Below are 12,186 nucleotides of genomic sequence, written 5' to 3'. Positions count from 1 at the left end.
TAAAAATAGTCAGTAGGCTATAGTACAACACGATAGGAAATTTTTATCAGGTTTAAAAGATTAGATTTAGGATTCAATCTTTGTATCACAATCAATATAAGATTTATTTTTTAATACAAACCAAAATTTTAAAAATAAATTTTGGTTTGTATTAAAAAATAAATGATTTAGCCCTTTATTTCATTTCCTCAAGTTCATCTTCCTTTTCAAATCCAATTATTTCACTATAAATAGCATAATATAATGAATACATGAAAGGAATGGTAAAAACGATTCCAATACAGCATCCAATTAATCCAACCAAAGTGGCTATGATTCCAATAACAAATAATCCTAATATGACTACAGGTTGTTTAGAAACGATTAAGATACTGGCTTGGATAGCTTGGATAGCTGTCAGATTACCAAAAATAATAAGCGGGATTGTTATTAGCGTAAATAAAGTTACAAGTACTGTAATTATGAATCCAACAAACGGTATTTGGGCATAGTCAAATAATTTTGGAAGGCCTGTACTCAATAAAGTAATTAAAAATGTTGCTATAAATAGTTCCTTAAAATAAGTAGCTTTGTAATATTCAAACATGGTTGAAACATGAAATTCTTCATCTCTTTCGGCACAATACGCCATTTTTATTAATCCTGCTGAAAATGGACTAAGCAAGCTCGATAATAAAATAGATACTCCTGAGAATATTAATATGGAGTTTAAAGTTAAATTTTCGGGTTGTAAATTTTCAGCTTTTAATTTTTCTAAAACAGTTTCGGGGTCAAAAAACGTAAAGAGTGCTACAATAGCAAAAATACTCATCAGGATCATAAAAACAAACAACATTAAACCGCCATACAGTGCAATTTTTTTATAATTCTCGAAGGCATGGTTGAAAACATTTCCAAAATCTAATGCGTATCCGCTCTTTCTTATTTCGTCAATTCGGTATTGTATATTTTTATTCATTTGGTTGGTAAATTTGGTTTGTTAGTTTTTATTTTTTAAAATAGATTTCTTCAAAAGGGATTCGGAATCGTTCTCCATATACGCCATTTTCGTCTCTTATTCCACAGCCTAAAATCATATTTATTTCTGCAGAAGCCGGTAAATTCAATATTTTTTTTATCCTCAGCGAATCAAAACCTTCCATTGGACAGGTATCGTAGTTTATAGCTGCCATACTGATCATAAAATTTTGTGCGGCCAGGCCGGCACTTTTTTGTGCTACAATACGCATATCGCTTTGACGAGCCTGTCTGTATATCGGTCTGAAAAGTCCGATAATTTGAAAAGCAATAAACTTTATCATTCCTATAATACCCAAAAAATCAAAGTAAAGCGAAGGAATAATTTTTTGGTAATAGTTTAAAGCAAATTTCTCTCTCTTCGAATAATCGGATTCTGGTTTATTACCGTACTGATTTTTTAAATAATCAATATTCGATTTCACTCTTTTGCGCCATAAATCTTTTCTTGCGACAACAACGACCAATTGTTGTGCTGTTTTGGCTGCATTCTGGTCAAAACTAGCGGTAGCTATTTGTTTTATCATTTCGGGAGAAACAACATGATAAAATTCCCAAAGCTGCATGTTACTGCTGGTAGGAGCAAGTGCTGCAAGCTGAATACACTCTTTTACTTTTTGTTCATCAATAGGCTCGTTTTTAAAAACTCGGACAGATCGTCTGTATTTGATGGCCTCACTAACTGATTTTTCATTGGTTACAACCATTTTAATAATTTTTTAATGGATTTTAATTTGTCTTTGTATGGAGCATAACGCATCGGTAAATCCAGCCAAGTCCCTTTCTTTACAATAGCTTTTTTATGGGAAAAAATATCAAAACTTAATTTTCCGTGATAGGCTCCCATTCCGGAATTCCCCACACCGCCAAAAGGCAGGCGATTGTTGGCTAGATGAATTACGGTGTCATTGATGCAACCGCCACCAAAGGAGTATTTTTGCAAAACTTCTTCAATAAAAGATTTGTTTTGGGAGAATAAATACAAGGACAATGGTTTTTCAAAGCTTAAAATTATTTTTTCAACATCAGCTTTTGATTGGTAGGAAATTAATGGGAGTATTGGTCCAAAAATTTCTTCTTGCATGACTAAACTATCCATCTCTGGTTCGTCTAGCAGAGTAGGAGCGAGGAACAGTGAATCTCTGTTGGATTGTCCTCCAAAAAGTATTTTTTGATTTTCCAATAAACTTAATTGTCGTTGCCAGTTTTTCAGATTGATTATTCGTGCATAATCAGGGGATACTTCCGGATTTGTTCCAAGTGCTTTTTCAATTTCCTGAATAAGGAATTTCACTAAAGTATCTTTTATTTTATGGTGTACCAAAATATAATCAGGTGCAACGCATGTTTGTCCTGCATTTAGGATTTTTCCCCATACAATTCGTCGGGCACTTAATTCTAAATTAGCCGTTTCATCAACAATACAAGGACTTTTTCCGCCCAATTCCAGTGTAACCGGTGTTAGATTTTCGGCAGCAGCCTTCGCCACTATTTTTCCAACTGCTACGCTTCCTGTAAAGAAGATATAATCCCAACGTTTGCTCAATAAATTTTGTGCTATTGTGGCATCTCCTGTAATGGCTACTACATGTTTGATATCAAAAGTTTCACGAATTATTTTTGAGAGTATAGCAGCCGTGTTTGGAGTTAGTTCTGATGGTTTTAATGTGACAGTATTTCCTGTTGCAACTGCTGCAACTAATGGACACATGGCTAATTGAAACGGATAATTCCAAGGAGAAAGAATCAGTACATTTCCATAAGGCTCACTATAAATGAAATCAGATGATGGAAAATTTAAAAAAGAAGCAGAAACTCTCTTTGGCTTCGCCCAAGAATCAATGTTTTTGATTGTTTCTTTTAAATCACTGATCACATAATTGGTTTCGGTTAAAACAGCTTCAAAGGCAGGTTTTTTAAAATCATCGTATAATGCCTTAATAATTGCATCTTCATGTTTTGTGATGACATGCAATAATTTTTTAAGGGATTCTTTTCGGTATTTTATGTCGGTTTTGTGCTTCATAGTTTGATTTTAAAATTTGTGGAACCGTTATTTTAATCCAAGTCTGTATCCTATATAAAAATCAGCTTGTTTCGAGTCACTTGTTAAAGCTGTTATTACAGAACTCGATCCCATATAAAAACCGTATACTCTAAATCCGAAACCGCCGGTTATTCCAGAAATTTCATTGTCAGCCCAAGACGAATAAATTTCATAGTTTTTTAATGAAAACCGTGGTGTAATCGAAACTACATTTTGAGTTGTTATTTGATTGTCTTTATTATCATCCCCGAGTTTTTGTTGTGTATAAAGTGCAACAAAAAGTTTAGGAATTACTTTTATATCTGCATAAGCAGAGAAAACAGTAGGTAGGTTTATCTTAAAGCTTTGATTGGATTCAGTCTTAGTTAGATAACCATCGTTTTGTAAAATCGTTTCCACTTCTTGTAAATTAGTAGCATCTTGAAATTGGCTTAGAGCTAAACCATTTGGATTTGCTAGTGTAGATTGTATATTTAATGCGTAATCAGTGGATGAATTTGCATCATCCTCAAAAGTCATTCCACCAATGTTTCGTACCGCCAAACCTGCATTTAATTTGTAACTGTCTTTATCTTTCCATTGGTAATTTACACCAAAATCTGTTGCCACTCCGTTTAATTTTCCAAAAACAGATTCTGAATAATTATTGAAATCAGTAAAACCGTCATTGAAGTTTCCTGAATAAGCGATGTTGATGTTAGCTTGTGAATCATTTAAATAAGCTTCTGCACCAATGTTGTTGATGGTTCCCGCAAATTTATCTACCCCTAAATTAGTGTAAGAACCTGGGAATAATAATTTTAGAGTTGCACCCGCATTGAATTTATGTTTTTCATTTTCGAATATATTTCTTGATACTGAAAATCCCACTTCTCCCCAACTTGTCCCGTTTAAACGTTGATTGTAATTATTGCTTACCGTTGAAGAGCCAACAATATTATTGGAATTAATCGCATCGGCAAGTTTTGGATCAATATCTATAAAATTTAATTTTGCAGCTGCTTTTGTTGAAAAACCGAATGCCCATTTGTTCCATCTCATGGCAAAACCTGGGCCATAAACTTCTGCATCAATACGCATATTTACAGGGTCATTTCCTTTAAATAATAAATCTTCAATATTTTCTCCATTAATAATATCGCTAAAACCTATTTTATCATTAGCAACATTTACACTCGCAGAAAAAAGATTTACTTCATATTTAGAACTTAAATTAGAAAGTTCTGCCGGATTGACACTGGCATTAAGTAATCCTACTCTGTTAGACAGGTTTATTCCTGAAAAATGGTCTTGAGCAGACATGTTCAAAAAGGAAATGAAACAAAAAATAAGGTATTGTTTTTTCATAAAAGTTGGTTTTGTGAAGTTTTAGGTTTGTCAATGTATAAAAGTAAAATACTGTTTTTTAGGATTAAATAGCATTCCAAATCACATCATCTGGTACGGGTGCTGTAATTTCTATGTTTTCTTTAGTGACAGGATGGATGAACACTAATTTTCTAGCATGCAAATGGATTCCTCCATCCGGATTGCTTCGGTCAAAACCGTATTTCAAATCGCCTTTTATGGGTGAACCAATAGCTGAGAGCTGTGCCCGAATTTGATGGTGTCTTCCCGTGTGAAGATTAATTTCCAGCGCAAAATAATTATTGAGTTCCTTAATGATTTTATAATCTAAACTGGCTAATTTGCTGTCCGGAACTTCTTTTAAATGCGCTTTTGAAGTGTTGTTTTTTTCGTTTCTTTTCAGGAAATGGACCAATTTATCCTCGGTATTTGAAGGTTTGTTTTTCACAATACACCAATACGTTTTTTGAGTTTCACGGTTACTGAACAACTCATTCATTCTCGTCAACGCTTTACTGGTGCGGGCAAAAACGACTATTCCGGTCGTAGGACGGTCCAAACGATGCACGACTCCCAGAAATACTTCTCCAGGTTTGTTGTATTTGTCTTTGATGTATTCTTTGACCACATCGGATAATGGTTTATCACCCGTTTTATCACCTTGCACAATATCGCCTACACGCTTGTTTACCACAATAAGATGGTTGTCTTCGTGTAGCACTTGAAGGTTGTTTTTATTCGAAACTATTTTCATTTGGATTTTTAGAGGGTTGGATTTCTTAGACTTCTTAGATTTTTAGAAATGGAATCTGGCAATCTAAAAGTCTAAGAATCTAAGAAGTCAAATTTAATATTGTTCATTCGCATTTGGAAAATCTCTTGATTTTACATCCGCAACATATTGACCAATGGCAGTTGTCATTCCTTCGTATAAATTCATGTATCTTCTCAAGAAACGCGGACTAAATTCATTGTTCATTCCTAACATGTCGTGAATAACTAAAACTTGTCCGTCTACACCGCCACCAGCACCAATCCCAATTACTGGAATCGAAATACTTTGAGCTACTTTTTCGGCTAAATGTGCCGGAATTTTTTCTAAAACTAAGGCGAAACAACCCAGTTTTTCAAGCAATTTGGCATCTTCAATTAATTTATGCGCTTCTTCTTCTTCTTTTGCACGAACCGTATAGGTTCCAAATTTATAGATAGATTGTGGCGTTAAACCCAAATGTCCCATGACCGGAATTCCTGCGTTTAGTATTTTCTTGATAGAGTCTTTTATTTCTTTACCACCCTCCAGTTTTACGGCATGACCACCACTTTCTTTCATGATTCGGATGGCAGAACGCAAGGCTTCTTTTGGATCTGATTGGTAACTTCCAAAAGGTAAATCTACCACAACCAATGCTCTTTCTATAGCTCTCACCACAGAGGAAGCGTGATAAATCATTTGGTCCAACGTAATTGGTAAGGTGGTTTCATGACCAGCCATTACATTCGAAGCGGAATCGCCCACCAAGATTACATCAATTCCGGCTGTATCAACGATTTTTGCCATGGTGTAATCGTATGCGGTAAGCATGGAAATTTTCTCCCCATTGGCTTTCATTTCAATCAGTGATTTTGTAGTAATCCTTTTATAATCTTTTTTAGCGACAGACATATTTGTTGTTTTAAGATTGTAAAGGTAATAAAATGTATATTTTTAACTCAAAAATGTAACAGTAATGTTTTTAATGTACCAATTAATTTAAGAAAAGTAATTATGCGTAAAATAGTAGTATTGATAGTATTGTTCATATCGGCCAATTCTCAGGCTCAAAATCAAGAAATTCAAAACGTAATTGAAACTTTTTTTGAGGCTTTTCATGCCAAAGACACTCTGAAATTAAAGGCTCTTTGCGACGAAACAATGATTTTACAATCTATTAATGAGAATATAAAAGGAGCTAAATTATCCAATGAAAAACCAACAGCATTTTTTAAATCAATTGCTTCTATTCCTGCCGAATTGAAATTTCACGAAAAATACTGAGTTACTCCATCCAAATTGATGGAAGTATGGCGCATGCTTGGACGCCGTATGAGTTTTACGTGAATGGTAAATTAAGTCATAAAGGAGTGAATGCCTTTACGCTTTTCAAAAAAGATACTTACGAAACTTCGGAATGGAAAATCGTTCATCTTATTGATACGAGAAGAAAGTAGTATTGTTTCACTTTTCATGAAATAATGAATTTTATTTCATGAAAAATGAAATGATTTTTGCTAGCTTTCAAAAGAGTGCAACAATACAAATTAATACGTGTCGTCATTCAAATCTGATTCTTCTTCCTTTGCTTTTTTGAAATCATTATTTAAAAAATGAGTATACTCTTTTTTATCTTTTTGATTTTTTCTAATAATAAATACAATCAAAATAAGCACACAGATGATTACGATGCTAACTATTACCCAATTAATTTCCATAGTATTTGATTTAAAAATAGTAATGAAATCTACTATTAATAGTTGGATTTTAGAGTGTATGTATTTTAAATTTAGGTTATGTAAATAAAAGAACTATTTCTAATATTTAGCAAAGTTTGGTTCAAAACTCGGAAAATAATTTGTTACCAATAAATCAATGTCATTTTTAATTTTCAGACCTAAACCGCAATCATGCAAAATCCTTGTGTGCTGTACTTGATTTCCATATGATAATCATCAATCCAATTAATATAAATGGAATACTTAACATTTGACCCATATTCAATGTCATTCCATTTTCAAAATCGACTTGATTTTCTTTAAAGAATTCAATTATAAATCGCGCTAAAAACAATAATGTTAGAAAAATGCCAAATAGTATTCCATTATTTTTTGCTGCAATTTTTGATTTGTAAATTATAAATAGAATTGTAAAAATTAATAAGTAGGAAAACGCTTCGTAGAGTTGCGTTGGATGTCTAGGAATAAAATCATCTTTTTGAAAAATTACACCCCAATTTCCATTTGTTGGTTTTCCATAGATTTCAGAATTCATAAAATTTCCAAATCTTATAAATGCGGCTGTTACTGGAACTCCAATTGCAATTCTGTCCAAAATCCATAGCATATTTACTTTGAACTTTTTGCAATACATTAGTATTGCAAAAAACACTCCAATTGTTCCTCCGTGACTTGCTAAACCAGCGTATCCAATAAATTTATATGTTTCGCCAACTTTTTTGATTGGTAAAAGTATTTCTATTGGGTTTTTTAAGAAATAAGCAGGCTCATAAAAAAAGCAATGTCCAAGTCTTGCGCCTAAAAGAGTTCCAAATACAATATAGACTAAAAGGTTGTCTAAATCTTGAACAGGGATATCTTCTTTAATATAAATGCGTTTAACAATATAAAATCCTAAAAGTAATCCACAGGCAAAAAATAAACCGTAATATTTTACAGGAAAACTATTAGTGATCCAAAAAATCTCAGAGTCAACATTCCAATTAATTATTGTATTCATTTTTTCTATTTACGATTTTTGATAGTATAGCACATAATTGATAAACACAGGTTTGGTCAAAAATTTTAAATTCAACTAATCTATTGAATTATAATTTTTTTACATCTTAAAAAACACACGAAAAAGCATCTCGCTTTTTGGTATTATCAATTTTATTTTTAATAAAAAAGATTTTTATTAAACCAAATATATCGTTTTATCCCTACAAAAACAGCGATTTTAAAATAAATAGATTTAACAATCCGCCATATTCACGGCAATGGCTAATCCACCTTCAGAGGTTTCTTTGTACTTGTTGTTCATGTCTTTGGCAGTTTGCCACATCGTGTCTACCACTTTGTCCAAAGGTACTTTTGCGTTTTTTGGGTCAGTTTCTAGGGCTAGTTCAGCAGCATTAATTGCTTTTATGGCGCCCATCGTATTTCTTTCAATACACGGAATCTGAACTAGGCCGGCAATAGGATCACAGGTCAATCCCAAGTGATGTTCCATAGCAATTTCGGCAGCCATTAAAACCTGTTCGGGAGTTCCGCCCATCAATTCGCATAAAGCGGCAGCAGCCATCGAGGATGAAACGCCTATTTCTGCCTGACAACCACCCATTGCTGCGGATATTGTAGAACCTTTCTTGAAAATACTTCCTATTTCTCCGGCAACCATCAGGAATTGTTTGATTTCTTTTTCTCCGGCATTGTGGTTTTCAATTACTAAATAATACATCAAAACGGCAGGAATTACACCCGCACTTCCGTTCGTAGGAGCAGTAACCACACGTCCTAAAGCAGCGTTTACTTCATTTACCGCAAGGGCAAAACAGGAAACCCATTTCAGGATTTGGCGAAATTTCACTTCTGTTTTCCTGATTTCTTCGAGCCAGGTTTGTGGCGAATCATAATTGGCTAAACCGATGAGGTTTTGGTGCATATCAAAAGCACGTCGGCGCACGTTTAATCCGCCGGGAAGAATCCCTTCGGAATGGCAACCTATGTACATGCATTCGAGCATTGTCTTCCAAATGCGTATCAATTCATGATCGATAACGACTTCAGTACGCATCGATTTTTCGTTTTCATAAACGATTTCTGATATGGATTTGTTTTCTTTTTTGCAATAATCCAATAGCTCTGCTGCTTTTTCAATCGGATAAGGAAAAGCACATTTTATCTGAATTTTCTTTTTGGCGTTGATGCGTTCTTCTTTGACCACAAATCCGCCACCAATAGAATAAAAGGTGGAAACGTATTCGCTGTCATCCGTCATATACGCCGTAAAAGTCATTCCATTGGCATGAAAAGGAAGAAAGTTTTTATTGAAAACGATGTCTTGTAGGAAATAAAAAGGAATTATTTTTTCGTTCCCTAAATTAATTTCGTTTTTAGATTCAATGGATTTGATAATTACATCAATATTTTCGACAGGAATGTATTCCGGATCTTGCCCACTTAAACCCAGCATTACGGCTAAATCTGTGGCATGTCCTTTTCCGGTTAAGGAAAGAGAACCGTATAAATCTATTTTTACCCTGCTTACAGTATGAATAAAATTTTCGTTTCGTAATTCACCCAGAAAGCGTTCTGCTGCTCTCCAAGGGCCAAGTGTATGAGAACTCGATGGTCCAACACCAATTTTTAGCATGTCAAAAACTGAGATACATTCCTCCATGTTCATCGTAAATTTTTTTATCTGCAAATATAATAGAATGTTGCTATGATACCGATTGAAATTAGATTATTAAATAGGTTTTTCTAAAAATGTATCGCTGTTGTTTCAGTGAACTAAAAATGGAATTATGGATGGTTTAGAAAAGTAAATTTTAGCCCCGAAGACACGATTCTAATTAAAAAATTCGTGCGTTCGGGGCTATAGTTCTTTAAGGGTATTTTTTTGTAAAAACTTGTTTAGTTTTTATGATAGATTGTTTTTTTTAAAAAGGATAACCAATGGCCAAGTTGAAAATCAAATTTTCTTTGCGCCAAGAACCGCTTCCAAAATTGATTTGATCTAATACCCAACGGTCGCCATCGGGCAAATACGGTTTCCGGACTGGGAAGGCGAGATCTGTTCTCAGAATCAGAAATGAGAAATCGAAACGTAATCCGGCTCCGGCTCCAACGGCAATTTCATTCAGGAATTTTTTTGATAATTTTGCACCGGGTTTATCGGTATTTTCTTTTAGTAACCATATATTTCCTGCATCCAGGAATAAAGCGCCTTTTACTAAACCATATATTTTTGCACGGTATTCAGTATTGAATTCCAGTTTGAAATCTCCTGATTGATCTGGTAAAAAAGTATTGGTATTTGCAGAAGCACTATCAAAACTTCCAGGGCCAATGGAACGTGCACGAAAGGCTCTTAAACTATTAGTCCCACCAATAAAAAACTGCTTGATAAATGGCATTTCAGCTGAGTTTCCGTAAGCAAATCCGGCACCTACAATAATTCGGCTGGCCAGTTGGGAATCGGGGCCTAATTTATAATAATGTCTGAAATCGTTTTCTATTTTTATAAATTGGCTAAACGGAACATCAAATAATTTAATGGTATCTCCTTTTTGAATATTTGCTCCAGAAGTTAATCCGGCAATGGTTCCTGCTAAATCGATGGTTCCTTTATAGTAGAATGTGTTTTTCTTTCTTCTCTCTAAAGTATTAGTATAGGTGTAGGAGTAGGTTGGTCCAAATATTAATTGCTTTTCAATCACCTTTTCTAAAGATTTATTGGCCAGAATTTGCTCTTGATACAACGGCGTTACATTTTGCGGACTGGCATACGTAATCTCAGTAACATTGAATAAATGCTCTTTTCGTTCATTTTCTTTCCATAAATAACCAAACGAACCTTTGAAGGTTTGGAGTGAATATAATTTGGTTCTGTTTTGGAACTCATATCCTAATGTTGCCTTCGTTTTTGGAACAAAACCACTTGGAGAATTTAGTTTAAAAGGCGCTACTAATCTTGGCCAAACTAAATTTGCTTCGGTTCCAATGCGGTATACGTTAAATCCATTATTTTGCCCGGAAACTTGTACCTCAACACCTCCAAAAGCAGAAATAGTTAGCAATTCAGCTCCTCTAAATGCATTTCTATTGCTCCAGTTTACATTCAGTTCGGTTCCGGTGTAATTGGCAGAATTGGTTTTTGCCAATACTTCCATACGAATCGATTTTTTGGGTAATGGCGTCAAATAATAATACGCATCAAGATAATTTCCTGTAGTATCAGAAACCCTGAATTGATTTTTCACGAATTTGAAAGTTCCCAGATTTACCAATCTATTCAAGGACAAATTATGATCGGTACGGTTGTATAAATCTTCCTTTTTGAAATATAGCGCTCGATCAAAAATTCGTGGTTTAAATAAATTCTCTTGGTCTATAATGGTTAAATCATTGTATTTTTTGATGGAATCCATATTGGTTTTCACACTGTCAGCGCCAATAGAATAGTTTGGGTAAACGATTATTTTATTAATTTTATAGGGCGTCTCTGCCAGTTTTGGAGCTTCCTCTTTTACTTTTACAATAAGATCCACCTGATGATCTGCAACAGTTGTGTCCACTTGTACTTTAAGATAATCCGGATTAAAATAGAAGAATCCTTTTTCCTTCAGTCTGGCGTCGATGCGAATTCTTTCTTCTTTGATGACATCAAGACTGTAGCCTTCTTCTTTTTTTAGCAAACTTCTACGTCTGGTATTGCGAACTGCAGTCGAAATTATGGAAGAATCCGTAGGGAATTTTACTTCTTTAATTTTATATTGTTTTCCGGGTTTTACATTATATTCTGCGGTTGCTTTTTTTCCATGTCGGGTTGAATCTGCCGATGTTTTTGTGTTGAAATAGCCACTGTTTTCAGCAAAATTTTGCAAAACACTTTTGTTGTATTCTAAGTCAACTTGACTGTATAAAACGGGTGCTTCACCGACTTTAGTTCTCAACCAGTAGCGCCATCCTTTTTCTTTCTTTGGCGTCCCAGCCAGATTGTAAATATATAGTTTAGGTCTTAATCCCAAAATCGAGGAATTAGGTTTTGGTCTAACCACTTCTTTTAATTCCGTTTTTAATGCCTTTTTTTCTTTTTTAGAGACTTCTTTTCCTTCTACGGTTACTTTTGCACCAGTGTACAACAGTTCTCCTTCAGGCAAAAATCTGGTATTGCTGCACGAGGAAATGAACAATCCTAAAAAAATAAAATATAGTAAATGGCTCTTGTTCATCAATTTTAGTATTTATTAAAAAATTAAACCATTAAGAAAAAATAAATTGTTCTAATTTCTTAA

The 12,186-nt window shown here is 34.1% G+C and carries 12 protein-coding genes; 2 read left to right on the top strand and 10 right to left on the bottom strand.

Annotated features, from left to right (window positions below; translation table 11 throughout):
• Positions 1-175: 175 nt before the first annotated feature.
• The 6 genes from BMX64_RS09745 to panB form a co-directional block, all read right to left on the bottom strand.
• The gene (locus tag BMX64_RS09745; protein ID WP_091171053.1) at positions 176-958 is read right to left on the bottom strand and encodes a DUF2189 domain-containing protein; all 783 of its coding nucleotides are present in this window, start codon (positions 956-958) and stop codon (positions 176-178) included.
• Positions 959-986: 28 nt separating this feature from the next.
• Complete coding sequence (locus BMX64_RS09740) at positions 987-1,724, bottom strand: nitroreductase family protein (RefSeq protein ID WP_091171050.1); 738 nt, start codon at positions 1,722-1,724, stop codon at positions 987-989.
• Complete coding sequence (locus tag BMX64_RS09735) at positions 1,715-3,043, bottom strand: aldehyde dehydrogenase (RefSeq protein ID WP_091171047.1); 1,329 nt, start codon at positions 3,041-3,043, stop codon at positions 1,715-1,717. The genes BMX64_RS09740 and BMX64_RS09735 overlap by 10 nt, the downstream gene beginning before the upstream one ends.
• Positions 3,044-3,070: 27 nt before the next feature.
• Positions 3,071-4,411, bottom strand: coding sequence for a hypothetical protein (locus BMX64_RS09730; protein ID WP_244273279.1), 1,341 nt, complete (start codon positions 4,409-4,411; stop codon positions 3,071-3,073).
• A gap of 64 nt (positions 4,412-4,475) precedes the next feature.
• Entirely contained in the window at positions 4,476-5,165 is a 690-nt protein-coding gene (locus BMX64_RS09725) for an RluA family pseudouridine synthase (RefSeq protein WP_167543048.1), read from the bottom strand.
• 93 nt (positions 5,166-5,258) lie between these two features.
• Positions 5,259-6,077 (bottom strand): 3-methyl-2-oxobutanoate hydroxymethyltransferase, encoded by an 819-nt coding sequence (panB, locus tag BMX64_RS09720; RefSeq protein WP_091171036.1) that lies wholly within the window; start codon positions 6,075-6,077, stop codon positions 5,259-5,261.
• A 102-nt stretch (positions 6,078-6,179) separates the two neighbouring features.
• Between panB and BMX64_RS15845 the strand changes: the two genes are divergently transcribed.
• Together BMX64_RS15845 and BMX64_RS15840 are read left to right on the top strand one after the other, a co-directional pair.
• Positions 6,180-6,449 carry a hypothetical protein gene (locus BMX64_RS15845; RefSeq protein ID WP_244273278.1) on the top strand — a complete coding sequence of 90 codons (270 nt, stop codon included), beginning with the start codon at positions 6,180-6,182 and terminating at the stop codon, positions 6,447-6,449.
• 26 nt (positions 6,450-6,475) lie between these two features.
• A complete protein-coding gene (locus BMX64_RS15840; protein ID WP_244273277.1) occupies positions 6,476-6,622 on the top strand; it encodes a hypothetical protein in 147 nt (48 codons plus the stop codon).
• 90 nt (positions 6,623-6,712) lie between these two features.
• Here BMX64_RS15840 and BMX64_RS15710 read toward each other — a convergent pair whose 3' ends face one another.
• The 4 genes from BMX64_RS15710 to tamL all read right to left on the bottom strand — a co-directional run bounded on the left by BMX64_RS15710 (position 6,713) and on the right by tamL (position 12,123).
• Complete coding sequence (locus tag BMX64_RS15710) at positions 6,713-6,883, bottom strand: hypothetical protein (protein ID WP_167543047.1); 171 nt, start codon at positions 6,881-6,883, stop codon at positions 6,713-6,715.
• Between the two features lie 190 nt (positions 6,884-7,073).
• Entirely contained in the window at positions 7,074-7,904 is an 831-nt protein-coding gene (gene lgt / locus BMX64_RS09710; RefSeq protein WP_091171032.1) for a prolipoprotein diacylglyceryl transferase, read from the bottom strand.
• Positions 7,905-8,138: 234 nt separating this feature from the next.
• On the bottom strand, positions 8,139-9,566 hold the full coding sequence (locus BMX64_RS09705) for an L-serine ammonia-lyase (RefSeq protein ID WP_091171175.1): 1,428 nt from the start codon (positions 9,564-9,566) through the stop codon (positions 8,139-8,141).
• Positions 9,567-9,828: 262 nt separating this feature from the next.
• Positions 9,829-12,123, bottom strand: coding sequence for a translocation and assembly module lipoprotein TamL (gene tamL, locus BMX64_RS09700; RefSeq protein ID WP_091171028.1), 2,295 nt, complete (start codon positions 12,121-12,123; stop codon positions 9,829-9,831).
• Positions 12,124-12,186 lie beyond the last annotated feature (63 nt).

The sequence above is a fragment of the Flavobacterium sinopsychrotolerans genome, from assembly GCF_900110375.1.
GTDB classification, from domain to species: Bacteria; Bacteroidota; Bacteroidia; order Flavobacteriales; family Flavobacteriaceae; genus Flavobacterium; species Flavobacterium sinopsychrotolerans.
Note: the sequence above shows the minus strand (reverse complement) of the source record. Positions and strands in the feature narration are given on the sequence as shown.

Excerpts from the sequence above, each read along its gene's own strand:
- BMX64_RS15845 (WP_244273278.1), top strand. The coding sequence starts at position 6,180 with ATGCGTAAAATAGTAGTATTGATAGTATTGTTCATATCGGCCAATTCT.
- BMX64_RS09735 (WP_091171047.1), bottom strand. The coding sequence starts at position 3,043 with ATGAAGCACAAAACCGACATAAAATACCGAAAAGAATCCCTTAAAAAA.
- BMX64_RS09705 (WP_091171175.1), bottom strand. The coding sequence starts at position 9,566 with ATGGAGGAATGTATCTCAGTTTTTGACATGCTAAAAATTGGTGTTGGA.
- BMX64_RS09745 (WP_091171053.1), bottom strand. The coding sequence starts at position 958 with ATGAATAAAAATATACAATACCGAATTGACGAAATAAGAAAGAGCGGA.
- panB (WP_091171036.1), bottom strand. The coding sequence starts at position 6,077 with ATGTCTGTCGCTAAAAAAGATTATAAAAGGATTACTACAAAATCACTG.
- BMX64_RS09740 (WP_091171050.1), bottom strand. The coding sequence starts at position 1,724 with ATGGTTGTAACCAATGAAAAATCAGTTAGTGAGGCCATCAAATACAGA.
- BMX64_RS09730 (WP_244273279.1), bottom strand. The coding sequence starts at position 4,411 with ATGAAAAAACAATACCTTATTTTTTGTTTCATTTCCTTTTTGAACATG.
- BMX64_RS15840 (WP_244273277.1), top strand. The coding sequence starts at position 6,476 with ATGGCGCATGCTTGGACGCCGTATGAGTTTTACGTGAATGGTAAATTA.
- tamL (WP_091171028.1), bottom strand. The coding sequence starts at position 12,123 with ATGAACAAGAGCCATTTACTATATTTTATTTTTTTAGGATTGTTCATT.
- lgt (WP_091171032.1), bottom strand. The coding sequence starts at position 7,904 with ATGAATACAATAATTAATTGGAATGTTGACTCTGAGATTTTTTGGATC.
- BMX64_RS09725 (WP_167543048.1), bottom strand. The coding sequence starts at position 5,165 with ATGAAAATAGTTTCGAATAAAAACAACCTTCAAGTGCTACACGAAGAC.
- BMX64_RS15710 (WP_167543047.1), bottom strand. The coding sequence starts at position 6,883 with ATGGAAATTAATTGGGTAATAGTTAGCATCGTAATCATCTGTGTGCTT.